Raw genomic sequence first — 22,311 nt, forward strand, 5'->3', positions numbered from 1 at the left:
TGAGAAAGATCAGGGAGACTCCCCGTGTTAGTCACAAATGCCGAGATAAACGTCTTTAATACATTGCACAGCGCAGAAGCAGCTTAAGTCGACAGTGATGCAGCTGTCAGTTGAATCGAAGTCAGTCACTTTACATAATTTGCCGAGATTAATTTTTGTTCCACATTCATTCAGCAGATCAACTTCTTTACCGTGGTGATCTCTTGGCTCAAGGACACGAAGTGTTGCACAGCATCCGTCAAAGATCGTCTCGACTCTGAAAAATACTGAGATACAATCATGGTCTTTGAAATCAGTGTCTTTGTAAAAAGCATGGAACGGTGAACCGTCTTTAGACTTCAGTGTAAAAACACGTGTGTCTGCACGGCGTCTTCTTGATGGTGCAGTTAAGTCACCAAGCGGCTCTAAGAAGCAATTCGTCAAACATGGCTGGCATTCTACGTCTACTGCATTGTCCTGAATATCTTTAATTGCCCTGACAACTTCACAAACGCAGTTACGGTCATTACCTACGCCACCAACTTCATTATTTCGGCCACAACCCATTTTTTCTCCTCCTTTTTCTGGATTCTATATACTTTATTCAATATAGGAAACGGAAGATTGGTCATTTGCCGTGGTTTTAAAAATTAGGCATAAAATGTTTTCTCTCAGACAGACTATAACTATTCACAACAGCGAAGAGGCGATTGAATGAAAAAGATGATGCTAACAGCAATAAGCATACTGTTCCTGACAGGATGTGCTGCATTTGAACAGACTGGACCGGTTCATGTGAAAATACATGATAGTGAGAACGGAACGGTTAAAGAAGTGGCCCAGCGCATAGAAGATACGAAAGAACTCTATGATTCAGTGGTGGTAGCTGCAGATTCCACACTTGTAGTCAGTTACAAAGTAAAGCATATGAATAGATTTCAGATGAAGTCGATTGAAAAAAAGATGAAAAGCTGGCTGACTGAGAAATATCCTGAAAAAGAAATTGTACTGTCAAGCGATTATAAAATCTTTATGGAATTATATGCATTTTCAGACAAATGGCAGACTGGTGAATTGAATGAACAGGAAGCAATGGATGAGATCGAAAAAATTATTAAGCTTAAAAAAGAAATGACATGAGGAGGGATAGAATGGCAAATCAATGGGTTACCCAGTCCAAGGCAGCTGCTGATGCGCATGAACTGAAAAGACCGGTCTTAAAAAATTGTGTAAAGGCGTTTCTAGTAGGAGGGTTGATTTGTACGATTGGACAACTCGTAACCCTCCTGCTGATTTTGTATTTTCCTTTTACTGAACAGACAGCAGGTAATCCGACTGTGGCAATCATGGTGTTCTTCTCAATGCTGTTAACTGGTTTTGGGCTTTATCAGAAGCTTGGACAGTTTGCAGGAGCAGGAAGTGCTGTGCCTGTAACCGGCTTTGGTAACGCAGTTGTCAGTGCAGCGATCGAACATAGAAGTGAAGGACTTGTGCTTGGGGTAGGGGGGAATATTTTTAAACTGGCAGGATCAGTGATTGTATTTGGCGTGTTATCTGCATTTTTCATCGCGTTGATTAAAACAGTACTGCTTCAATTGGGAGTGATCTAAATGAAAACATGGCATTTTCAATCGCTGCCATCTATTGTGTCATCATCTGTAGCAGCCGGACCTTTTGAAAAAAACAGTCCGTACGCTGATTATTTTGATACATTTTTTGAAGATTTATATATGGAAGAAAAAAGTTTTGAAAAAGCTCAAAGGAAACTGCTTGAAACATCCGTGCAGGGAACACTCCAAAAAGCCGGTATGAGCGGGCAGCAGGTGGACTGTATGATTGCTGGTGATTTGATCAATCAGATTACGCCATCGAATATTGCAGCCAGAACGCTTGGCATTCCTTACTTAGGTGTTTTTAGTGCATGTGCAAGTTCAATGGAAGGACTGGCACTTGCAGGCGCACTTGTAGATGCAGGTTATTCAGAAGCGATGTTAACCGGAGTGTCCAGTCACAACGCAGCAACTGAAAAGCAATTCAGATATCCGACAGAGTACGGCGGACAGAAACCGCCGACAGCACAATGGACAGTGACTGCAGCAGGGAGTGTACTGGTGACCGGGAACACAGCCGATTCGTTAGCTCATATAGAAAAAGCGACGATTGGGAGGGTGCAGGACATTAACGTGACGGATCCTTTCAATATGGGGGCTGCGATGTCGCTTGCTGCTGCTGATACAATTGAACGGCATTTTAATCAAACCGGGGAATCGGCCCGTGATTATGATCTGATCATTACCGGGGACCTTGCAGCAATCGGACATGCTGCAGTAAAAGATATTTTAAATAAAAAACAGATCCATTTGTCCGCAGATCAGTTTCTGGATTGTGGAAAGATGATATATCAGGGGCTCGACGAAGTACAGGCAGGCGGCAGCGGACCCGCTTGTTCTGCAGCGATGGTCTATGGCTATTTCCTGAAGCTGTTAAAAGAAGGCACCGTGAACAAAGTGCTCGTTGTAGCGACAGGGGCATTATTATCTCCGCTGACATTCCAGCAAAAAGAATCCATCCCGTGTATTGCTCACGCTGTATCATTGATTAAACCGCAGAAAGAGGGTCGTTAGCATGCTTCCAATGTTTTTCTGGGCATTTATTGTCGGTGGTCTGATCTGTGTGATCGGACAGCTGATGATGGATGTGTTAAAAATGACGCCAGCACACACGCTCAGTACTCTGGTTGTCAGCGGGGCAATCCTTGAAGCTTTTGGTCTTTATGAACCGCTAATTGATTTTGCCGGCGCTGGTGCCACTGTACCGATTACGTCATTTGGAAATGCCCTTTTGCATGGTGCGATGCAGGAAGCAGAAAAGCATGGGGTAATCGGTGTTATGACCGGTATGTTTGAAGTGACCAGCTCAGGTATTTCAGCAGCGATTATTTTTGGATTTATCGGTGCTTTGATATTTAAGCCGAAAGCCTGAATCTGCTGCCCAATCTTTCTCTTTCCCTCTTACATAGAATATAAAAAGTCAGGGGGTGAAGGTATGTACGGCAACTGTGGATATGGTTCTTACGGCGGGTACAATGGCGGCTCGACATTTGTGCTGATTGTTGTGCTTTTTATTCTGTTGATTATTGTAGGCGCGAGCTTCATTTAAGTACGAAAGCCACTCCCGGTGAGGAGTGGCTTTTGACGATCAAAGGGAGGGATCATGAATGAATGATGCTTTTTTCAAAAAAGTGGAAAACAAAACAGGGGTAAAAATGGAGCAGCTGCTTGCACTGGCCAATGCTTTCCAGCATGCTGACTTAAATGATGAAGAGACTTTAAAAAAACTTGTCAGACAGGTTGCCCAGGCAGCGGGTAAGCCGGTAACAAAAGAAATGGAAGAGAAAATTACAAAAGCTGTATCCTCTAAAGGGGACAAAATTGATTATCAGACACTTTCCAATATGATTAATAAAAAATGACCCCCATAAAAATGAGGTTTTATTCATAAAGTATAGTAGAAGGTTTAAAAGTTTGTAAAAAGGTAATAATAAAATAAATTCGGAGGTGAGAAGAATGGGCTATATCGCACCAGTCAATCAACTGCAGTATCAGCAGTATGCCGAAAGAGTAACGATGAAGGATTACGATCCGTACTACTTAACGCCTGTTCAAAGAGTTAATCCATTACGTAGATCTGACAGGGATTTTGAAGAAGAACTTGAACAGGAAATGGATAAACGTGAAAAGAAACGTGAAACTGAATTCAAAAGCGGTGATGCGCCAATCTTTCACATCCAGACAATCCCACCACATCTAATCCCAAAAGTAACAGGAAAAGGCCAGAACTTTAATGCTTCAATCTGATATAAAAACAGCTGCGACTTAGGCCGCAGCTGTTTTTTCGTGATTAAATTTCTTTTTGCATTTTATAATGTGGGATACCGGCATCCATGAACTCATCAGAAATCACAAGATAACCGAGCTTTTCATAAAACCCCAGTGCATGCGTTTGAGCATTCAGGACAAGAGCAGGCAGTCCCTCGCTTTTTGCGAACTGTTCAATTTCATTCATCAGAAGAACGCCGGCATGATGACCACGCAGTGATTTCATTACGCATACGCGTTCGACTTTCCCTTTACCATCCACAATTCTGAAGCGTCCTGCTCCAGCGGGTTGACCATCATGATAAAGGACAAAATGAGCAGCTGATGAATCAAATTCATCGAGTTCCAATTCTTCCGGAACTTTCTGCTCGCTGACAAAAACCTCTTTTCTTACATGATATGCATCCTGCAATTCCTGTTCTGACTGTACGTGCTTTACCTGCATCAGCTGGTTCCGCCTAAACGGTAAGTTTCGTACACAGTCCATGAGCCGTTTTCGAGCTGATACAGCAGGTGAAATCTGTCTACCGTTTCCTCGTGATCAACGCCTGCCATCCGGAGAGAGCCATATACATCAGAATGCTCGTCATTAGAGAGTTTCTGTGCAATCGTAATGTGTGGAACAAAAGAATATGGAGACTCATCGCCAAACTCGACAATTTGCAGTGACTGATATAAATTCGTTAATTCAGGTACTGAATCAACCTTCATATAAATTACATTATTAACCGGTTGAAATGAACTGATTTTATAAGCCCGTAAAGTAAAAGGTTCAGCATTCTTTGCCACGTCATGTAATTTTTCAGCAATTTTATTGATTTCCTCATCTGTTGCTTCAAAAGGTTCTTTCAATGTCAGGTGAGGTGGAATTAATGAATAATGCGGATCATAACGCTTTCTGTACGAGTTAGCCAGATCCTGTAATTTTTTTGAAGGGAATACTGCGATACCAAACTTCATGTTTTGTCAGCCTCCTCTATTCACATCATAAATAAATCTTTTTCTCATACAATTATATCAAACAACAGCACTCAATTTGCCTCTATTAATAAGAAGTTTTTTTAAACATTTTTTCCATGACACGTGACAGATCAGGCTGCCAGTATTTCCAGGAATGATCCCCATCAAATTCATTATAAAAAACGCTGTATTGTTTTTCTTCCATCACCTCATGCAGTTCTCTGTTTGGAGTCAGAAAATCTGCCTCTGAGCCATTTGTTGTTTTAACAGCTGTTTCCTGATTCCCGATAATATGATAGAAATTGATCAGCTGAACGTCTTTAAATGCTCTGGCATTGTCAAGCACATCTTCATTAACAAGTGGTGACTGCATAATCACTCTGCCAAACGTATTAGGGTACTTTAATGCGGTCTGAAAAGAAATGGTTCCGGCAAGTGAATCACCAATCAGTGCCCGGCCTATACCGATATTATAAGTAGGGTACTCCTCATCTATAAAAGGCACCAGTTCTCGCGCAATAAATCTGATATAGGCATCGTGCTGACTGCCTCCCGGGTGATATTTATCATATCTGTCTTTTACACTCTTATAGGGAACGCCCACAAAGATCAGGTTTTCAATTTTTTCTTCTTCATTCAGCTGATCCAGGAGCCGCGGCATTCTGCCTAGCTGGAAATAATCTTTTCCATCCTGTGCGATCAGCACTGTATATTTATATAACGGTGAGTAGTTGTGAGGAAGGTATACGAGCAGATCCATCTCCTCCTGAAGTGCCTCACTGTAAATTTTGTGTTCTTTTACTGTCCCTGTCTTAGCCATCAGAAATCCTCCCTGTTACAAAAAAAGTTTGAAGCGTTTACAAATAGATTGTATCATATCAGTCTATAGAGGTCTCAGATTCAGGATACTCTGTCAGCACTGCTTACCCGTTCAGGAAATCACCTGACTGTCATGCGGGAATGGTTGTGCTGTAAATTATATAAAACAAAGGAGATTTTTTTATGACCCAGGAGAGAGTTCATTCACATGACGTCACTCAGGCTGCCTATCAGGTATTGCGTGAGAGAGGCGTTACGATAAATGATATAGCAGAAATTGTTCTTGAAATGCAGGGACCTTACAATGAAAAGTTAAAGTTTGAAGAATGCGTTGAGAGTGTGGAAAAGGTACTGCTGAAAAGAGAAATGCAGCATGCGATTTTAGTAGGGGTAGAGCTTGACCGCCTGGCAGAGCAGAAAAAATTGTCTGAGCCTCTGCAGACACTCGTTGAAACAGATGAGGGGCTGTTTGGTGTAGATGAAACCATAGCACTGGGGGCATCGCTCGGATATGGCAGTATTGCAGTGACAACGTTCGGCCACTTAGATAAAAATAAGATAGGCATTATTGAAAAGCTTGATACAAAAAGAGGCGGCGGTATTCATACCTTCCTTGATGACATGGTAGCAGCAATCGCAGCGAATGCTTCTTCGAGGCTTGCTCACCGTTTGAGGGACATTGAGGAGAATCTGCCGAAAAGTGAACGCAGAATTATCGAAGACGAATAGTATTCAAATTTTATACAAAACCCTCCATCAATCACCAGAAGATATTACAATGTTTGTAAACATGCTAAATAAACAGATAACGGTTACATGATTGGTTTATCAACATTTGTAGAAAAAGAAATATGTGTTAAATGATTTAAGTTTGACACAAATGTAATATTGCGTGATAAAATAGTATACGTAGTTATGCAATTTTATAAGGAGGGGGAACTACTTTGAAAAACAAAAAGTTCAATTTAACTATGATTCTGCTGCTTGCAGTATCAATGATTCTTGCTGCCTGCGGCGGAGATGACAGCGGCAGCGGGGATTCAGAAGGCGGTTCAGACCAGCCTGAATTTATTAATATCGCTACAGGCGGTACGGGCGGTACATATTATCCGCTGGGTGGAACATTTGCTGACCTGATTGAAACTGAAACAGGAATCACAACAACTGCCAATACTTCTAATGCATCTGCTGAAAATATGGCGATGATTGACAATGAAGAAGTGGAGATTGCATTCGTTCAAACGGATATCGCTTCTTACGCTGTTGAAGGATCACAAATGTTTGATGCACCAATCGAAACAATTCAGGGTCTTGCAACACTTTATCCTGAAACTATTCAAATCGTAACTAGTGCTGAATCAGGTATCGAATCAGTTGAAGACCTTGCAGGAAAGACTGTTTCTGTAGGTGAGTCAGGTTCAGGTACACGTCTGAACGCTGAACAGATCCTTGAAGTACATGGCATGTCATTTGATGATATGGACGTTCAGAACCTTTCATTTGATGATTCAACTACTGGTATCCAGGATGGCTCGATTGACGCAGCATTTATCACTGGCGGAACGCCAACTGGTGCTGTAGAAGGTCTAGCTGCACAGGTTGATGTTGTAATCGTACCAATCGAAGCTGATATGGCTCAGGCGCTGATGGATGAATATCCATTCTACTCTGAAGATGAAGTTGCTTCAGGTACGTATGGTCTTGAAGAAGCAGTTCCTACTGTAGCTGTTCAGGCAATGCTTGCTGTATCTTCTGAGCTTTCAGAAGATGTTGTATACGACATTACAAAAGCAATTTTTGAAAACACTGACTCAATTACTCACCCTAAAGGTGAATTTATTACAGTGGATACAGCTCTTGATGGAATCGGGATCGATGTACACCCTGGTGCTCAGCGTTACTACGACGAGCAGTAATTAAGAAATAAGTGATTAAAATGAGGCAAACAGGTCCTGCTAGGGCCTGTTTGCCCATTCTTATGGAGATGTCAAAGAAATGCAGAAGAAAAAAATCATTCCGTTACTGGTGATTCTTATTGCAGGAGTATTTTTTGCTGCTGTATTTCTGCCAACAAGAAAAGCGATTACTTTTCACCATCAGCAAACAGGAGAACTGCTCAGTTATATCCCCGTTACAAATCAAAATGATTTTCAATTAAGTTACACACATTCAATTCATCGATCCGAAGTAATTGATTATTATGAAATAACAAAAGAAAATGACATCCGGCAAGTAGCACTTGAATACGAAGATACAGCAATCGGTATGCCCTCAAATGCTTTGTATGAAGGCGAAGAATTTGTTGTAGAAAACGGGAAGTACAGAATTGAAAACATGAACCGGCTGTTTCCCGAAATTAATCTGCATACAAGTCAGGTGGTAGTCAGTCATGTTTTCCATTATGATGACCATGATTATGCCCTGCATGAATATATTGATACTGGAACATTTATTACGATTTCAATTAAGAGGTTATCACTCGCGGAGTTATTGAGAGGAGTTGGTATGGATGACTGAGGAAAAAAATAAAACTGAACTCGAACATAAGGATGAAGAACAGTTCGGTGAAAAAGAACAGAAGGACTTGCTCGCTAAGTATGATCCGGATGCGAGAACGAAGCAGTATAAAGGCGTATTAAACTGGGTTGTCTTTCTGGGTCTGATTGCTTTTTCAGTATTTCAGATTTATGCGGCAATCACACAATCTATCCCAAGACAAACGCTATTATCCATTCATTTAGGCTTTGCACTGACACTAGTATTTTTACTGTTTCCTGTCACTAAAAAGAAAATCGGTCACAATAAACTGACATGGTATGACTCTATTCTCGCCCTGTTATCCATTTGGGTGGGTGCATACTATCCATTGAATGAAGACCGGATTGTAAATACAATCGGTACAATCTCACCGATGGACTTCTGGACAGGTTTAATTGCCATTTTACTTGTTCTTGAAGCAACGAGACGTGCTGTTGGTCTGCCGATTATGATTATTGCGGTTACATTCATGGCTTATGCTTATTTCGGACCGCAAATGCCAGGCTTCCTCCGTCACAGAGGATTGGATATGGAATCACTTGTTAATACAATGTTTATTTCTTCAGAAGGAATTTTTGGTACGCCGCTTTACGTATCTGCAACGTTTATTTTTCTCTTCCTGTTGTTTGGTTCATTCCTTGTTAAAACAGGGATTGGTCAATATTTCAATGACCTTGCTGTTGCATTTGCAGGAAAAGCAACCGGTGGTCCTGCAAAAGTAGCGATATTCTCAAGTGCTCTTCAGGGCACGATCAGCGGGAGTTCTGTTGCGAACGTAGTTACTTCAGGTTCATTTACCATTCCAATGATGAAAAGACTTGGTTACCGTAAGGAATTTGCAGGTGGAGTAGAAGCAGCCGCCTCAACCGGAGGTCAGCTGATGCCGCCAATTATGGGTGCTGCTGCCTTTCTGATGGTTGAGTTTATCGGTGGCGTTACCTACTGGGAAATTGCGAAAGCAGCAACGATTCCTGCACTGCTTTATTTCTCAGGTATCTGGATTATTACACACTTTGAAGCAAAAAGAATTGGTCTTACCGGTCTGCCGGATTCAGAAATTCCAAAGAAATCAACTGTACTTAAAAAGATCTATTTACTTACACCAATCTTTGCTGTAATCTTCCTGCTTCTTGATGGAAACTCGATCATCAGAGCGGCGCTGTATTCAATCTTAATTACGATTCTCGTCAGTATGATTCGCAAAGATACGCGTATTAATGTCAGAAAGTTTTTTGACGGTCTTGCAGATGGTGCAAGAACAGCTCTTTCAGTTGCTGTTGCCACTGCCTGTGCCGGTATCATTGTAGGGGTCGTTACCCGTACCGGGCTTGGTCTGAAGCTTGCAAATGGGCTGGTTGACCTGTCAGGTGGTATTTTACTTCTCACATTATTCTTTACAATGTTTGCTGCCATTATTCTTGGAATGGGTTCACCGACTACAGCAAACTATGTCATCACTGCAACAATTGCTGCTCCGGCGCTGATCTTATTAGATGTACCACCGCTCGCAGCACACTTATTTGTATTCTATTTCGGAATTGTAGCTGATATTACACCGCCTGTAGCACTGGCTGCCTTTGCTGCCGCCGGGGTCTCGGGGGGAGAACCGATACGAACCGGAGTGAATGCCGCCAAGCTTGCAATAGGTGCATTCATTATTCCTTACATGTTTGTTCTCTCACCACAGCTGCTGCTGATTGATACTAACGCTGTAGAAATTACACTTTCAGTTATTACAGCACTTGCCGGAATGACGGCGATTGGAGCTGCAGTGATTGGATACTGGTATAGACCGGTTCATCCAATCGAACGTATCCTTGCACTGACAGCAGGTCTGATGCTGATCTATCCTGAAGGGATCTCTGACATTGTCGGAGCAGGTCTGTTTGTAGCACTTCTTATTTTGCAGTTTGTATGGAAACGAAAAGATAAAAATCAATTAAAAACTGCACAAGCTTAACAAAAAGCATTCCATTTTTCAGATGATTCATCTGAAATGGAATGCTTTTTTTGACATAAAAAACGCCTGATCCTTAAAGGACAGACGAACTCATGTATGATTCCGACTGGTCTCGAACCAGCGACCTCCACCCTGTCAAGGTGGCGCTCTCCCAACTGAGCTACGGAATCATGATATGTATCAGACAACTATCATTATACCTTTTAGACAATTTACCGTCAATGCGTTATTGTTCAATATAGATAAGAATAAACCAGATAATCGGAGTGTGTATATGAAAAAAATAGTGATCATCGGTGGGGGCATTGCAGGTGCATCAGCTGCTTATTATCTTTCTGGAAAACATTGTGACGTCACACTGGTTGACAGGGAAGACTTTGGACAGGCGACCGGCGCAGCAGCAGGAATTATATGTCCATGGCTCTCCCAGCGTCGAAATAAAAAGTGGTATTTCCTTGTAAAAGAGGGAGCAGCCTATTATCCGGAATTGATCCGTGCGCTGAAAGAAGATGGAGAAGAGGATACGGGCTATAAGACAACAGGTGGCATTGCGTTACACCGTGAGGAAGAGAAAAGAAACAAAATGTATGAACGCGCGATTAAAAAAAGAGAGGATGCCCCTGAGATGGGAGATGTGACACCCATCGATGCAGAACAGGTACATCAGCTGTTCCCTTATCTTACAGAAAGCTTTTATGGGCTTTATGTATCTGGAGCGGCAAGGGTTGACGGTCGAAAATTAAGACAGGCACTGATCAACGGCCTCAAAAAAAATAGAGGCAGGCTTCTGACTGGTGAAGCAGAGCTGATCACTGAAGCAGGAGTGGTTTCAGGAGTGAGGGCAGCTGGAGAGAATCTGCAGGCTGACAGTGTGATTGTAGCTGCAGGTGCCTGGGCACCGGAAATCTTCAAAAAGCAGGGCGTTAATATTGACGTCAGTTATCAAAAGGCTCAAATTGTTCACCTTGGGATAGAGAATGAATCAAAACATTTACCGGTTGTCATGCCACCGGGAGATCAATATCTGCTCTCATTTGATGATCACCGGATCGTAGCGGGTACAACACATGAAAACGACAGACCGATGGATGATCAGGTCACGATGGGTGGGCTGAATGAAATTTTTCAAAAAACCATCAATATTGCATCTCACCTCGAATCAGCAGCTTTCCTTGAAGCAAGAGTGGGATACAGGCCTTTTACACCGGGATTTTTACCTGTAGCAGGGCCGTTTCCTGGGATAAAAGGGGTATATTTTATCAATGGTCTCGGATCTTCCGGATTGACCTCTGGACCGTTTATCGGCAGGGAAGTGGCGAAAATGGCTATCGGGGAAGCCTCTGTGATTAACCCGGAGGACTATCCTGTTAAAAATATTATCAAATAGATGAAAAGACAGGGAGTCCGCACTCCCTGCCTTTTCTGCCTATTCTCTATGAACAGGTAGTGTAATCTCAAACCTGGTGCCCTGATTTTTACTGCTGAATACTTTAATTGAGCCGCCAATGGCTTTAACAATACTATAGGATACCATCAAACCAAGGCCTGTTCCTTTTTCTTTCGTTGAAAAATAAGGTTCGCCAAGCCTGTTAACTTCTTCTTCAGTCATGCCATATCCTTCATCCTCAACGGTAATGGTGCATCCCAACAGATGCTGAGAGAGGGTGATCGTGAGCGTTCCACCATCAGACATTGCTTCAATTCCATTCTTAAAAATATTAATCAGGCATTGCTGAAACTGTTTTCTCTCTGCTTTCAACATCGCGTCATTATGCAAATGATTTTTAACAGAGATGTGGACGGTATTCATATTTGCAAGCGGCTGAAGTACTTTAACTGAATGTGTAATCTCATCATGAATATGAATGACTGTATACTGTTCAGTAGCAGGTTTTGCAAAGGTGAGATAGTCGTTAATAATATCAGTGGCATGATCGATTTCCTTTATCGCCGTATCAAGGTAGTAACGCTGGTTTTGATCAGCCCTGCCGTCCTGCAGAGCCATTTGAATAAAGCCTCTGCAGACTGTCAGCGGGTTCCTCACTTCATGGGATATACTTGCTGCAAGGTGGCTGACAACAGACATTTTCTCAGCTCTGATCAGGTCGTTTAAAATAAGAAAATTTGTCCTGATAATTTCCCATAGGATCAGTGCAATCACCAGGCCTGTTACATTAATAATGGTAAAGGTTATCCATACATCAATCGGCATAAGTACATCAAAAATAAAATAAGATAATGCCAGGTTACAGATGACGAGGAAGGACACTAATGAAGTTCCAATCAGGATTTTACCCGGTATATGTGAACGCTGGAACCTCTTCATGAAAATGAAATACAAAATCCATATCAATAATAGTGTAATGGTAGAAATCAACACGCCATCCCCGCCAAGGAGCGCTCTGATGATTAATGCTACAATCGTGAGGAAAATCCCCATAGGGTAGCCGCCATATAAGGTTCCTAATACAATCGGAACCGCACGGAGATCCCATAGAAAACCTTCATTGATCGTAAAAGGAAATGAGAGGCAAAGTAAGATTGAGATCGCAGGGAAAATCGCAGCGAGCCTGCCTTCTTTGTTTTGAAGACGATTATGGTAAGAATAAAAATAAACGATTTGTATAAATAATAAAGGCAGAATCATTAATAAAAAATTGACAAGTAAATCTTTTGTTAAAACGTCCATATATCAAACTCCAAGTTAGTAGTCAGTACGTATCATAATAACACAGATTGAAACGTTTTGATTGATATTCCGGAGGCATTGCGATATGATTTTTACTCAGGCTGCGTTGTGCGTATGTTCTAAGTAAGTTTTAACCTTTGATCTGTTAACGGGAGTTTTAAATAAAAGTCGGATTGTCATGCCTCATCAGCGTATGAGGACGTACATGAACGCTTTTGCGAACACCCACTTTGAGGAGTGGTGGTTTAAAAACTTTCTTAATAAAACTACGGCAATTGCGGCTTAAAAACCGGGGATATCCCCGGTTTTTTTATATGGATTATTCTTTATAGTTCAGTCCGTAAATCCCATAGTTCAGGAAAGAAATACGAATCAAGGACGCTTTTTAAGTAGTTGACACCCGAAGAGCCGCCAGTACCTTTTTTAAAACCGATAATTCTTTCAACTGTTTTCATATGACGGAATCGCCATTGCTGATGCCAGTCTTCGAGGTCCACGAGTTTTTCAGCCAGCTGATACAGTGTCCAGTATGTCTGGCTGTCTTTATATACTTCGCTCCATGCCGCTTTTACCTCCGTGTTTTTTTGATACGGATTAGAAAAATCTCTATTCAGTACTTCATCCGGAATTTCAAATCCTGCTTCCGCCAGTTTTTCAATCGCAATGTCATATAATCCTTTTGAATGATACGCTTTTTCGAGCATATTGAATACTTCCTGATCCTGCTTGTAAATTTTGAGGATGTGAGGGATCTTGTATCCGAGTGAAAACTCAATCAATCTGTACTGATAAGACTGAAAGCCTGAAGCCTTTCCTAGAGAATCACGAAACTCAATATACTCAGAAGGCGTCATTGTAGCAAGTACATCCCATGCTTTAATAATCTGTTCCTGGATTTTCGACACTCTGGCCAATTGTTTAAAAGCAGGCTCGAATTGATTTTCTTTAAGAGACTGACATGCTGCCTGTATTTCATGAATAATCAATTTCATCCACAGCTCGCTTACCTGATGAATGACGATGAAAAGCATTTCATCATGATGTCCTGATAATCTGTTTTGCGATGAGAGAAGACTGTCTAAAGACAGATAATCCGCATATGTCATATCATCTTTAAAATCTGTATACACTTTTTGATCACTCATTATTACACGTCCTTTAAAAAATTTGATTCGTCTATCATTTTAACAAAATTCTTTTTGTACAATAGGAAATATTCAAAAATAATTACGTTCTTATGTATTTCTGTGGTAAAATTGATCTATTGGATAAGAAAAAATTAGGTCTTTATCATTTTATTTACCCAGTGCTGTCAAAATATTCAAAGAGGTGTCAGAATTGTTAAATAATGATCATGAACTTTTCAAAATTCAACAGCAGCGACTTTTTCAGCTTGCAAAAATAAAAAAAGTTTCTTCGCACGACCTGCAATACACAATCGAACAGCTTTGTGAAGCCATGTCTGAAATGATTCAGTGTGAGCGGGTAAGTGTGTGGACATTTGATCAGGAACGCCCTGCATTAACTGCGCTGAATATTTACCATCAGGGACAGCACTCAAGTGGTGAAGTACTACATAAAAAACAATTCCCAAATTATTATAACCTGCTTCAGGGAAATAGAGTTTTATCAATTACTGACGTATCAACCGATCAGCGGGTAAAAGAACTCTATCCTCATTATTTTGAAGCATCAGGTCATATTAGATCAATAATAGATGCACCGATTGTAATGGCCAGCGGAGTAATCGGAGTTATCTGCTGTGAAACCTCAGAAAAGATTGAGTGGGGGAAGCTTGAGGAATCGCTCGCCGGCACTTTTGCAGATCTGATTGCGTTTATTTTTGACCGGATCCAGAAGCAGGAACTCGAAGAAAAACTCGAGTTTTTAGCCTACTACGACCAGCTGACTTTCCTGCCAAACCTCAATATGTTTTATAAAGAGGCAGCAAGCCGGTTAAGAAAATCTTCTCACCATTCTGTCTGTTACATTGAAATCGATCAGTTTACACAAATGGTTGATGCAATCGGATATGATTCCGGTGATGTGATTGTAAAAGCAATTGCAGAACGGTTCCTGCAAATTTTGAAGCCAGGAGAATTTCTCGCACAGGCTGATCAGTTTCATTTTGTGCTTTTCACCAGTCATGAACAAATTGAAAGCAGGATTGGAGAACTTCAGGCTTCTTTAGCTGAACCGTTTAAAGTAAACGGGTTTGATGTGGCTGCTTCATTCAGCTTCGGGGTCAGTATGAATGATCACTCTGTGAAAGAACTTCTGCAAACTGCTCAGATCGCTTTAAATAAAGGTAAAGAACATTCATCGAGAAACAGCTTGACGTATTTTACAGAAGATATGAAAGAATCAAGCCGTGATTATTTTGAAATTGAGATGAACCTCAGAAAAGGATTGATTGAAAATCAATTCATGATGTATTTTCAGCCTCAAATATCAGGACCTGATGCTAGGATCGATGGTTTTGAGGCACTTGTGAGGTGGAATCATCCTGAAATAGGACTAGTAAGACCTGATATTTTTATTCCATTAGCAGAATCAACAGGATTTATTGTCCCGCTCGGGGAATGGATCATACAGGAGTCATTGAAGACGCTTAAGAAGTTCCATGAAGCAGGAATGACTCATCTTGGCGTGTCAGTTAATATTTCTTCAAGGCAGTTTATTCATGAGCATTTTCCGGAGATGATTTTTCAGGCCCTGGATCAATATCAGCTATCACCTGATAAGCTGTGCCTTGAGATTACGGAATCTGTGGCAATGGAGGAGAGTTCAATTGTACTTGAAAGGCTTCACCTCTTTACGAAAAAAGGCGTTAAACTGTCCGTAGATGACTTTGGTACTGGCTTTTCGGCATTTGTCTACCTCCTGGACTATCCGGTGAACGAAATAAAAATAGATAGGGAATTCATCAGACTGCTTACACAGAACAAAAAGAGTGAAGCACTGGTAAAGACGATTATCGATCTTGCAGACAACCTGAGGCTTTCAGTCATTGCTGAGGGAGTGGAGACTCAGGATCAGCTCGGTTTACTTCAAAGCCTGGGCTGTCAAAGGTTTCAGGGTTATCTCATTAGTAAACCGGTACCTCCTGCGGAATTAACACAGTGGGTCAACAAGTTCAGGCCGGAACAAGTGATGTGAAAAAAAGGCATCAGCTGTCTCAAGTGACAGCTGATGCCTTTTTTATAAGTATAATTGCTGATTATTATTAAATGCTTGTCAGGAAGAGCAGAAGAGCAGTGATGACTCCTGTCCCGGCGAAACCTGTCAGTATATCAGACTTTGTATATGAAACATTTTCTTCTCTCATGATGATCTCCTCCTATGGTGTGGTCGTTTTGTTTGTGATATTAGTCCATTCCCAGATCACAAATGATTAAACAAGATCATGTGAAAAAGAAGAAAAAAGACCTGCATAAGCAGGTCTTTAGACACTTATTCTGTTTTATATTGCATATAGGCAACGTGAGTGACAAGGAAATCATCCAGTCCATGTTTCCCATCAGCTCCGCCAAGTCCTGATTTGCGCACGCCGGCGTGGTAACCCTGCAACGCTTCGAAATTTTCGCGGTTTACAAAAGTCTCACCGAATTTCAAGCCATTAATCACTCTCATTGTCTCATGGTAATTTTCAGTATAGACAGATGATGAAAGTCCATATTCCGTGTCATTACTCATTTCTATTGCTTCATCTAATGTTTTATAAGTCACAATCGGCAATACCGGTCCGAACACTTCTTCTTTTATAATTGAAGAATTGTGCTGTACATTGCCAAGCACTGTCGGAGCATAGAAGAATCCTTTTTCACGATCAAGCGGCTTACCGCCTGTCAGAATTTCAGCACCTTCACTGACTGCTTTTTCAACCATTTCGTGTACAGTGTCCAGACGGTCTTTGCTGACCAGTGGTCCAAAGTCGAGGCCGGTTTCATTATTCGGATCACCAGTTTCAGATTGTTTCATTGCTTCAGTCAGTTTTTTAGTAAAAGCTTCCGCAACGGATTCCTGTACATATACGCGTTCAGCATTTGTACATGCCTGACCTGAGTTCGTCAATCTTGAGGTAACAATATGCTTTACCGCAAGATCGAGGTCAGCATTCTCAGTCACAATCGCAGGTGCTTTACCACCAAGCTCCAGATTTACTTTAGTAATGTTCTGAGCGGCAGCTTCCATGACCTTTGTACCGGCACCGACACTGCCTGTCATTGTAATGATTCCTACTTTCGGGTGAGAAGCCATCACATTACCAATTGTAGAGCCGGTTCCAGTTACGTAGTTGTATACGCCTTTTGGAATTTCATCCATTCCATCTACAATTTTTGTGAATTCGGCAGCTGTATTTGGTGTCTGCTGACTCGGTTTTAATACGATTGAACAACCTGCAATTAATGCTGTAGCAACTTTTCTTGCAAGAATAAACACCGGGAAGTTCCATGGTACGATGCCGGCTACAACACCGATCGGTTTTTTATAAATAAATATATTTTCATTCGGTCGGTCACTCGGGAGGATTTCCCCTTCAATTCTTCGCGCCCATTCAGACATATAATGGAAATAATCAATCGCTGTATCAACTTCATCTGAAGCCTGATCCTGTGGTTTACCCTGTTCTTCAATCAGCAGCTTGATGAATGTTTCACGATTTTCCTTGATTTTGTCTCCAAGCTTTCTGACAATCTGACCACGTTCATTAGAGGGAACCTTTTCCCACTTCTTCTGAGCTTCGAATGCTGCATCAATTGCTTTATTTACGTCTTCTTCTGTCCCTTTCGGCGTCTGGGAGATGACTTCTTCTGTAGCAGGATTAACAATGTCAATCCACTCATCACCAGTTGACTCTGTGTATTGCCCATTAATATAAAGTTTATGTTTAATCATAAAAAAATCCTCCTAAGTATGGAATAGTGTATGTTTTCCACATTTAGCAGGATAGAAACATTTTGATGCTCTAAAGAGATTCAAACTTTTTTTCGAGCCTGATGTCAACGTTTCCTTTCAGTGCTCTTGAGATCATACAGCTCTCCTCGGATTGCTCCATATAACGCTCAATTTTCTTTTGGTGAACTGATTCAGATTTCACGTAAGGACGATGAATAATCATTTTATAGGTTATGACGCCTTTGTCATTTACTTCAACAATACCCTCCGATTCAAGGGTCATTTCTGCCGGTGTGATTCCGGCACGCTCAAGCTTTGCTGCCAGTGTAATAATATAGCATGTTGCAGCAGCTCCGAGTAGCATTTCATCGGGATTCGTTCCGATGCCAGGGCCGTTCATCTCAGGCGGAATTGAAATATCAGTCTTCAGATTACCTGCCTCGATGTTACCCACGCTGTTTCGTCCGCCTGGCCAGTCAGCTTTTAAATGAAAAGAATGTTCAGCCATCTAATCTTCCTTTCTGAAAGTTGATTCATCAACATTGTAACATTGATGTTCAAAAAGGAAGCTGCAGAAAACCTGTGCTACAATATTTTAAAAAGACGCAGGAGAGATCATTGTGAAGAAAAAAATCCTGATTGTTGAAGATGAAGAAAAAATCGCGCGTGTGCTCGAGCTTGAACTTGGATTCGAAGGATATGAAACAGATAAAGCTTTTTCAGGATATAGTGCACTTGAGAAGTACAGGGGAGAAAGCTGGGATCTGATTTTACTTGATGTCATGCTGCCTGAAATGACCGGTATCGAACTGCTTCGCAGAATCCGTTCCTCTGATTCATCAACGCCTGTCATAATGCTGACAGCAAAAGATTCTGTAGAAGATAAAGTATCAGGCCTCGACCTTGGCGCTAATGATTACATCACAAAACCGTTTCAGATAGAAGAACTTCTTGCCAGAGTCCGTGCTGTGCTCAGGACAAAACGTTCAGAAGATACGCAGGTATTAAAGGCGGGAGATCTGGAATTAAATGAACAAACGCGTGAAGTAAGAAGAGGCAGCTCAGAGATAGAGCTGACTCCAAGAGAATTCGATCTACTCGTCTATTTATTGAAAAACATGAAGCAGGTCTTAAATCGTGAACAGATTTTAAATGCAGTCTGGGGCTATGATTATTATGGTGATACGAATGTTGTGGATGTCTATATCAGGTATATCCGGAAGAAGATTGATCCGGACGGCGCAGCACCTCTCATCCATACGGTCAGGGGAGTTGGCTATGTATTGAAGGTGAATGAATGAAGCTGCAAAATAAAATTCACTTGTATACATCAGGCGTCTTTGCGATCCTGCTTCTTTTGATCAGTATTGCGATCTACTTTACGTTCAGCAACCTGACCTATAGCAGTGAACTGAATTCAGCTGAAATGGATACTTCAAGTACTGCTGCGAGTATGATCAGCAGTGCAGGTGTGATCCCTGAAGAAGATCTTCTGCGGGCTTTTGGACCACTCGATGGTGCAGCATCCATAGTCACTCAAGATCAACGTTCTTTCGGAACTGTACTCTCACCCGGGCAGAATACACTGAGAAATATTGAAAGGATTTTTTACTCATCGGAGCATGCTGAAATCATTAAAGTGGATGAGGAAACCTTTACATTTGTGTCTATACCGATGATATGGACGGACGGTTCTGTCGTGAATCTGCAGGTTTATGAAAGTATAGAAACAGCTGTTTCAAACTTAGAGGTGCTGCGAAATACGCTTGCAGCTGTGATGATATTGGCGCTGATTCCTGTATTTATTTCCGGCAGGCTGCTCGGTAATGTCATTATGGGGCCAATCAGGTCTATGACCGGTACGATGAAGGATATACAAAAGAGCGGGGAGTTCAAGAGAATCCCGCTTGAAGAAAAGTCTAAAGATGAGTTATATCAGATGGGAGAAAGCTTCAACCATATGATGAGCCTTCTTGAATCAAACTATGAAAAGCAGGAACAATTTGTCGCAAATGCTTCTCATGAATTGAAAACACCGCTTACTGTAATCGAAAGCTACGCGGACTTAATCAAGCGCAGAGGTACAGAAAATCCTGAAGTAGTAGACGAATCGGTTGAAGCTATTCACTCTGAAGCGATCAGAATGAAAGAGTTAACACAACAGCTTTTGCTTCTAGCAAAGCATGGAGAGCAGTGGAAGCTCCAGCTTGAGCGGGTGAATATTACTTCTCTTGTTAAGGAGTCTGCTGAAGGGTTTTGAAAAGCATATGACAGAGAGATAGCAGTTGAAGCAGAGGAGAACATTATGGCTACAGCAGATCCGCAAAAGCTGAAACAGCTTATTTATATTCTGATGGATAATGCAATTAAGTATAGTGAAAGTGCGATCCATGTTGCTATTAAAGTGGAGCTGGATCAGGGAGTCATTACTGTAACTGACAAAGGAATTGGTATACCTGAGGGCGATTTGCCAAAAGTATTCGACAGATTTTACCGGGTTGATAAAGCCAGAACGAGGAAGTCCGGCGGATACGGACTTGGTCTATCACTGGCAAAGGAATTATCAGAAGTACTCGGCATGACAATCAGTCTGCAAAGTACAGAAGGAGAGGGAACGACAGCTTCGATCCGTTTCAGACTATATTCTTAATCTGATTCTCATCAGTTTCTAATCTTCACAGGGTATGATAGTAAAAAGTGGAGGTGAAGGCAGTGAAAAAGCAAAGGTTTATCTGGATGACCGGTGGTGCTCTCCTTGCTGTTGTGTTAATCATTTTTGTCCAGCAATTCATGACTTCCGGTACTCAGGCTGCACCTATGACACAGGAAGAGGCGCTTCAATTAATAGATGAAAGATATCCCGGTCATGCTGCAGAATTGATCGAAGAAGATGGAAACGTCTTTGTCTTTAACCTTGAAAATGAAAGTGGACGATACTCATTGGAGATCGACCGTGAAAATAACAGTGTGTCACACCTTGAAAATATTTCTATGAACGATTCTGTTGAAGAACAGATGACGGCTGAACTGACTGAGGAGGAAGCACTTGAAATTGCCAGACAAAGCAGTGAGGGAGAGATTGCTTCAAGTAGCCAGTCAGGATCTGCTGATGGAAAACAATACGAGTTTGTATTTGAGGAAGAATCCCGTATTGTGACAATCGCAGTTAACGCAAAATCCGGTGAAACTGAAATCATTGATGAAGAACAAAAAGAAACGAATATACAAGAGCCGGCGAGAATTTTGACTGAACAGGAAGCAATAGGTATTGCTCTTGAAGCTGTTTCGGGTGAAGTGGATGATATTGAACTCGAACAGACAGATGGCGTGCCATATTTCATTGTTGAAATTGAAACTGAGGATAACGAAGCCTCAGTACAAATTAATGCGATTTCAGGTCAGGTAATGTCAACCTATTGGGATGATTGAACAAAACGGACGTAAAGTCCGTTTTGTCTTTCAGTGCGTGTATAGTAAACTAATACATAGATGACATTTACAGGAGGTTTACATATGCAGGCGAATGCAAAAGAAACAATGAATCTATTAAAGGAACTTGTATCAATTCCAAGCCCTTCAGGTAACACATTTGGAATCATTACATATATTAAAAACTGGTTTGGTGAAAGAGACATTCCGTCAAGAGTAACGAATAAGGGTGGACTGATAGTAACTTTTCAAGGTGAGAATCATCAGGAACATCGCGTATTAACTGCACACGTGGATACACTTGGGGCAATGGTAAAAGAGATAAAGCCCGACGGCAGATTGAAAATGTCGATGATCGGCGGCTTCAGGTGGAATGCTGCAGAAGGTGAATATTGCACGGTTGAAACAGCAGAAGGGAAAAAATATACCGGTACAATCCTGCTCCATCAGGCATCTGTTCATACATATAAAAACGCCGGGACACTCGAGCGCAGCAATGACAATATGGAAGTCAGACTTGATGAAGTTATTCATTCAAAAGAAGACGCAGAAGCACTTGGTATCTCAGTAGGGGATTTCATTTCTTTTGATCCACGTCCGCAAATCACGGAAAGCGGATTTTTTAAATCACGCCATATTGATGATAAAGCGAGTGTGGCAATGCTGATGAAAGCAGCAGAACTGCTTAAAACCGAAGATATAACACTTCCCTATACAACTCATTTTATTATTGCAAATAACGAAGAAATCGGTTTTGGAGGGAATTCAAATATTCCTTTTGAAACAAAAGAGTATATCGCTGTTGATATGGGAGCACTCGGGGATGGTCAGAGCTCTGACGAATTTACAGTATCGATCTGTGCGAAAGACAGTTCAGGGCCATATCATTATGGCTTGAGAAAACATTTAGTACAGCTTGCTAAGGACCATGACATTGACTATAAGGTGGATATTTATAATTATTATGGTTCAGATGCTTCAGCTGCAGTCAAAGCGGGAGCGGATATTAAGCACGGATTAATAGGAGCAGGTGTTGACGCTTCCCATGCTAATGAACGTACACACGAGAAATCCTTATATCATACTGAAACGCTCATTCTTCGTTATCTTACGTCTTCATTAAGCAATGATTGAAGAAATATAAAATAAGAGTAAAATAT

The 22,311-nt window shown here is 41.4% G+C and carries 26 protein-coding genes, 1 tRNA gene and 1 other RNA gene; 19 read left to right on the forward strand and 9 right to left on the reverse strand.

Going from position 1 to position 22,311, the window contains the following annotated elements; all coding sequences use genetic code 11:
- Nucleotides 1-27 precede the first annotated feature (27 nt).
- A complete protein-coding gene (locus KP77_RS07970) occupies nucleotides 28-546 on the reverse strand; it encodes a CotY/CotZ family spore coat protein (protein ID WP_041122189.1) in 519 nt (172 codons plus the stop codon).
- A gap of 147 nt (nucleotides 547-693) precedes the next feature.
- Here KP77_RS07970 and KP77_RS07975 point away from each other — a divergent pair, with 147 nt between their 5' ends.
- The 7 genes from KP77_RS07975 (at nucleotide 694) to KP77_RS08000 (ending at nucleotide 3,836) form a co-directional block, all read left to right on the forward strand.
- A complete protein-coding gene (locus KP77_RS07975; RefSeq protein WP_052474036.1) occupies nucleotides 694-1,119 on the forward strand; it encodes a YhcN/YlaJ family sporulation lipoprotein in 426 nt (141 codons plus the stop codon).
- Between the two features lie 11 nt (nucleotides 1,120-1,130).
- Complete coding sequence (gene spoVAC, locus KP77_RS07980; RefSeq protein WP_041122190.1) at nucleotides 1,131-1,589, forward strand: stage V sporulation protein AC; 459 nt, start codon at nucleotides 1,131-1,133, stop codon at nucleotides 1,587-1,589.
- Nucleotides 1,590-2,603, forward strand: a complete 1,014-nt coding sequence (spoVAD, locus tag KP77_RS07985) for a stage V sporulation protein AD (RefSeq protein WP_041122191.1) — start codon at nucleotides 1,590-1,592, stop codon at nucleotides 2,601-2,603.
- 1 nt (nucleotide 2,604) lies between these two features.
- Nucleotides 2,605-2,961, forward strand: coding sequence for a stage V sporulation protein AE (gene spoVAE, locus KP77_RS07990; protein WP_041122192.1), 357 nt, complete (start codon nucleotides 2,605-2,607; stop codon nucleotides 2,959-2,961).
- Nucleotides 2,962-3,024: 63 nt separating this feature from the next.
- Nucleotides 3,025-3,138 carry a YjcZ family sporulation protein gene (locus tag KP77_RS17830; RefSeq protein ID WP_084218635.1) on the forward strand — a complete coding sequence of 38 codons (114 nt, stop codon included), beginning with the start codon at nucleotides 3,025-3,027 and terminating at the stop codon, nucleotides 3,136-3,138.
- Nucleotides 3,139-3,196: 58 nt separating this feature from the next.
- The gene (locus tag KP77_RS07995; RefSeq protein WP_041122193.1) at nucleotides 3,197-3,451 is read left to right on the forward strand and encodes a stage VI sporulation protein F; all 255 of its coding nucleotides are present in this window, start codon (nucleotides 3,197-3,199) and stop codon (nucleotides 3,449-3,451) included.
- Between the two features lie 94 nt (nucleotides 3,452-3,545).
- On the forward strand, nucleotides 3,546-3,836 hold the full coding sequence (locus KP77_RS08000; protein WP_041122194.1) for a hypothetical protein: 291 nt from the start codon (nucleotides 3,546-3,548) through the stop codon (nucleotides 3,834-3,836).
- 43 nt (nucleotides 3,837-3,879) lie between these two features.
- Here KP77_RS08000 and KP77_RS08005 read toward each other — a convergent pair whose 3' ends face one another.
- The 3 genes from KP77_RS08005 to KP77_RS08015 form a co-directional block, all read right to left on the reverse strand.
- On the reverse strand, nucleotides 3,880-4,302 hold the full coding sequence (locus tag KP77_RS08005) for a GNAT family N-acetyltransferase (RefSeq protein ID WP_041122195.1): 423 nt from the start codon (nucleotides 4,300-4,302) through the stop codon (nucleotides 3,880-3,882).
- Nucleotides 4,302-4,817: a YjcG family protein gene (locus KP77_RS08010; RefSeq protein ID WP_041122196.1), complete on the reverse strand. Its 516-nt coding sequence runs from the start codon at nucleotides 4,815-4,817 to the stop codon at nucleotides 4,302-4,304. The genes KP77_RS08005 and KP77_RS08010 overlap by 1 nt, the downstream gene beginning before the upstream one ends.
- An 85-nt stretch (nucleotides 4,818-4,902) precedes the next feature.
- Nucleotides 4,903-5,637 (reverse strand): alpha/beta hydrolase, encoded by a 735-nt coding sequence (locus KP77_RS08015; protein ID WP_041122197.1) that lies wholly within the window; start codon nucleotides 5,635-5,637, stop codon nucleotides 4,903-4,905.
- A 182-nt stretch (nucleotides 5,638-5,819) separates the two neighbouring features.
- On the opposite strand from KP77_RS08015, the gene KP77_RS08020 reads away from it, so the two are divergent.
- From KP77_RS08020 to KP77_RS08035, 4 genes are all read left to right on the forward strand, one after another.
- Nucleotides 5,820-6,365 carry a phosphatidylglycerophosphatase A family protein gene (locus KP77_RS08020; RefSeq protein WP_041122198.1) on the forward strand — a complete coding sequence of 182 codons (546 nt, stop codon included), beginning with the start codon at nucleotides 5,820-5,822 and terminating at the stop codon, nucleotides 6,363-6,365.
- A 215-nt stretch (nucleotides 6,366-6,580) separates the two neighbouring features.
- On the forward strand, nucleotides 6,581-7,552 hold the full coding sequence (locus tag KP77_RS08025; protein WP_084218636.1) for a TAXI family TRAP transporter solute-binding subunit: 972 nt from the start codon (nucleotides 6,581-6,583) through the stop codon (nucleotides 7,550-7,552).
- A 79-nt stretch (nucleotides 7,553-7,631) separates the two neighbouring features.
- Nucleotides 7,632-8,153, forward strand: coding sequence for a DUF1850 domain-containing protein (locus KP77_RS08030; RefSeq protein ID WP_041122199.1), 522 nt, complete (start codon nucleotides 7,632-7,634; stop codon nucleotides 8,151-8,153).
- Nucleotides 8,146-10,134 carry a TRAP transporter permease gene (locus KP77_RS08035; protein ID WP_041122200.1) on the forward strand — a complete coding sequence of 663 codons (1,989 nt, stop codon included), beginning with the start codon at nucleotides 8,146-8,148 and terminating at the stop codon, nucleotides 10,132-10,134. The genes KP77_RS08030 and KP77_RS08035 overlap by 8 nt, the downstream gene beginning before the upstream one ends.
- A 97-nt stretch (nucleotides 10,135-10,231) precedes the next feature.
- Here the strand turns inward: KP77_RS08035 and KP77_RS08040 are convergent.
- Nucleotides 10,232-10,304: transfer RNA gene (locus tag KP77_RS08040), tRNA-Val, on the reverse strand.
- A 104-nt stretch (nucleotides 10,305-10,408) separates the two neighbouring features.
- On the opposite strand from KP77_RS08040, the gene KP77_RS08045 reads away from it, so the two are divergent.
- Nucleotides 10,409-11,521, forward strand: a complete 1,113-nt coding sequence (locus tag KP77_RS08045; protein ID WP_041122201.1) for an NAD(P)/FAD-dependent oxidoreductase — start codon at nucleotides 10,409-10,411, stop codon at nucleotides 11,519-11,521.
- 39 nt (nucleotides 11,522-11,560) lie between these two features.
- On the opposite strand, the gene KP77_RS08050 is transcribed toward KP77_RS08045, so the two are convergent.
- Nucleotides 11,561-12,823, reverse strand: a complete 1,263-nt coding sequence (locus tag KP77_RS08050; protein WP_041122202.1) for an ATP-binding protein — start codon at nucleotides 12,821-12,823, stop codon at nucleotides 11,561-11,563.
- 95 nt (nucleotides 12,824-12,918) lie between these two features.
- Between KP77_RS08050 and ssrS the strand changes: the two genes are divergently transcribed.
- Nucleotides 12,919-13,111: non-coding RNA, 6S RNA (ssrS, locus tag KP77_RS17835), on the forward strand.
- A 38-nt stretch (nucleotides 13,112-13,149) separates the two neighbouring features.
- Here the strand turns inward: ssrS and kynA are convergent.
- Nucleotides 13,150-13,968 (reverse strand): tryptophan 2,3-dioxygenase, encoded by an 819-nt coding sequence (gene kynA, locus KP77_RS08055; RefSeq protein WP_041122203.1) that lies wholly within the window; start codon nucleotides 13,966-13,968, stop codon nucleotides 13,150-13,152.
- A gap of 193 nt (nucleotides 13,969-14,161) precedes the next feature.
- Here kynA and KP77_RS08060 point away from each other — a divergent pair, with 193 nt between their 5' ends.
- Complete coding sequence (locus KP77_RS08060; protein WP_041122204.1) at nucleotides 14,162-15,982, forward strand: putative bifunctional diguanylate cyclase/phosphodiesterase; 1,821 nt, start codon at nucleotides 14,162-14,164, stop codon at nucleotides 15,980-15,982.
- Between the two features lie 294 nt (nucleotides 15,983-16,276).
- Here the strand turns inward: KP77_RS08060 and aldA are convergent, their stop codons facing one another.
- Both aldA and KP77_RS08070 read right to left on the reverse strand, forming a co-directional pair.
- Complete coding sequence (gene aldA, locus KP77_RS08065) at nucleotides 16,277-17,722, reverse strand: aldehyde dehydrogenase (RefSeq protein WP_041122205.1); 1,446 nt, start codon at nucleotides 17,720-17,722, stop codon at nucleotides 16,277-16,279.
- Between the two features lie 70 nt (nucleotides 17,723-17,792).
- Nucleotides 17,793-18,230, reverse strand: a complete 438-nt coding sequence (locus KP77_RS08070) for an SACOL1771 family peroxiredoxin (protein ID WP_041122206.1) — start codon at nucleotides 18,228-18,230, stop codon at nucleotides 17,793-17,795.
- Between the two features lie 112 nt (nucleotides 18,231-18,342).
- Here KP77_RS08070 and KP77_RS08075 point away from each other — a divergent pair, with 112 nt between their 5' ends.
- From KP77_RS08075 to KP77_RS08090, 5 genes are all read left to right on the forward strand, one after another.
- Nucleotides 18,343-19,023 carry a response regulator transcription factor gene (locus KP77_RS08075; protein WP_041122207.1) on the forward strand — a complete coding sequence of 227 codons (681 nt, stop codon included), beginning with the start codon at nucleotides 18,343-18,345 and terminating at the stop codon, nucleotides 19,021-19,023.
- The gene (locus KP77_RS08080; RefSeq protein ID WP_327063111.1) at nucleotides 19,020-19,982 is read left to right on the forward strand and encodes a sensor histidine kinase; all 963 of its coding nucleotides are present in this window, start codon (nucleotides 19,020-19,022) and stop codon (nucleotides 19,980-19,982) included. The genes KP77_RS08075 and KP77_RS08080 overlap by 4 nt, the downstream gene beginning before the upstream one ends.
- Before the next feature lie 45 nt (nucleotides 19,983-20,027).
- On the forward strand, nucleotides 20,028-20,372 hold the full coding sequence (locus tag KP77_RS18585) for a sensor histidine kinase (protein ID WP_327063112.1): 345 nt from the start codon (nucleotides 20,028-20,030) through the stop codon (nucleotides 20,370-20,372).
- Nucleotides 20,373-20,434: 62 nt separating this feature from the next.
- Nucleotides 20,435-21,151 (forward strand): PepSY domain-containing protein, encoded by a 717-nt coding sequence (locus KP77_RS17545; RefSeq protein WP_052474037.1) that lies wholly within the window; start codon nucleotides 20,435-20,437, stop codon nucleotides 21,149-21,151.
- A gap of 84 nt (nucleotides 21,152-21,235) precedes the next feature.
- Nucleotides 21,236-22,285, forward strand: a complete 1,050-nt coding sequence (locus KP77_RS08090; protein WP_041122208.1) for a M42 family metallopeptidase — start codon at nucleotides 21,236-21,238, stop codon at nucleotides 22,283-22,285.
- Nucleotides 22,286-22,311: the final 26 nt, after the last annotated feature.

It is taken from the genome of Jeotgalibacillus alimentarius, assembly GCF_000829445.1.
Taxonomy (GTDB): Bacteria; Bacillota; Bacilli; order Bacillales; family Jeotgalibacillaceae; genus Jeotgalibacillus; species Jeotgalibacillus alimentarius.

Excerpts from the sequence above, each read along its gene's own strand:
- KP77_RS07970 (WP_041122189.1), bottom strand. The coding sequence starts at position 546 with ATGGGTTGTGGCCGAAATAATGAAGTTGGTGGCGTAGGTAATGACCGT.
- KP77_RS07975 (WP_052474036.1), top strand. The coding sequence starts at position 694 with ATGAAAAAGATGATGCTAACAGCAATAAGCATACTGTTCCTGACAGGA.
- spoVAC (WP_041122190.1), top strand. The coding sequence starts at position 1,131 with ATGGCAAATCAATGGGTTACCCAGTCCAAGGCAGCTGCTGATGCGCAT.
- spoVAD (WP_041122191.1), top strand. The coding sequence starts at position 1,590 with ATGAAAACATGGCATTTTCAATCGCTGCCATCTATTGTGTCATCATCT.
- spoVAE (WP_041122192.1), top strand. The coding sequence starts at position 2,605 with ATGCTTCCAATGTTTTTCTGGGCATTTATTGTCGGTGGTCTGATCTGT.
- KP77_RS17830 (WP_084218635.1), top strand. The coding sequence starts at position 3,025 with ATGTACGGCAACTGTGGATATGGTTCTTACGGCGGGTACAATGGCGGC.
- KP77_RS07995 (WP_041122193.1), top strand. The coding sequence starts at position 3,197 with ATGAATGATGCTTTTTTCAAAAAAGTGGAAAACAAAACAGGGGTAAAA.
- KP77_RS08000 (WP_041122194.1), top strand. The coding sequence starts at position 3,546 with ATGGGCTATATCGCACCAGTCAATCAACTGCAGTATCAGCAGTATGCC.
- KP77_RS08005 (WP_041122195.1), bottom strand. The coding sequence starts at position 4,302 with ATGCAGGTAAAGCACGTACAGTCAGAACAGGAATTGCAGGATGCATAT.
- KP77_RS08010 (WP_041122196.1), bottom strand. The coding sequence starts at position 4,817 with ATGAAGTTTGGTATCGCAGTATTCCCTTCAAAAAAATTACAGGATCTG.
- KP77_RS08015 (WP_041122197.1), bottom strand. The coding sequence starts at position 5,637 with ATGGCTAAGACAGGGACAGTAAAAGAACACAAAATTTACAGTGAGGCA.
- KP77_RS08020 (WP_041122198.1), top strand. The coding sequence starts at position 5,820 with ATGACCCAGGAGAGAGTTCATTCACATGACGTCACTCAGGCTGCCTAT.
- KP77_RS08030 (WP_041122199.1), top strand. The coding sequence starts at position 7,632 with ATGCAGAAGAAAAAAATCATTCCGTTACTGGTGATTCTTATTGCAGGA.
- KP77_RS08035 (WP_041122200.1), top strand. The coding sequence starts at position 8,146 with ATGACTGAGGAAAAAAATAAAACTGAACTCGAACATAAGGATGAAGAA.
- KP77_RS08045 (WP_041122201.1), top strand. The coding sequence starts at position 10,409 with ATGAAAAAAATAGTGATCATCGGTGGGGGCATTGCAGGTGCATCAGCT.
- KP77_RS08050 (WP_041122202.1), bottom strand. The coding sequence starts at position 12,823 with ATGGACGTTTTAACAAAAGATTTACTTGTCAATTTTTTATTAATGATT.
- kynA (WP_041122203.1), bottom strand. The coding sequence starts at position 13,968 with ATGAGTGATCAAAAAGTGTATACAGATTTTAAAGATGATATGACATAT.
- aldA (WP_041122205.1), bottom strand. The coding sequence starts at position 17,722 with ATGATTAAACATAAACTTTATATTAATGGGCAATACACAGAGTCAACT.
- KP77_RS08070 (WP_041122206.1), bottom strand. The coding sequence starts at position 18,230 with ATGGCTGAACATTCTTTTCATTTAAAAGCTGACTGGCCAGGCGGACGA.
- KP77_RS08080 (WP_327063111.1), top strand. The coding sequence starts at position 19,020 with ATGAAGCTGCAAAATAAAATTCACTTGTATACATCAGGCGTCTTTGCG.
- KP77_RS18585 (WP_327063112.1), top strand. The coding sequence starts at position 20,028 with ATGGCTACAGCAGATCCGCAAAAGCTGAAACAGCTTATTTATATTCTG.
- KP77_RS08090 (WP_041122208.1), top strand. The coding sequence starts at position 21,236 with ATGCAGGCGAATGCAAAAGAAACAATGAATCTATTAAAGGAACTTGTA.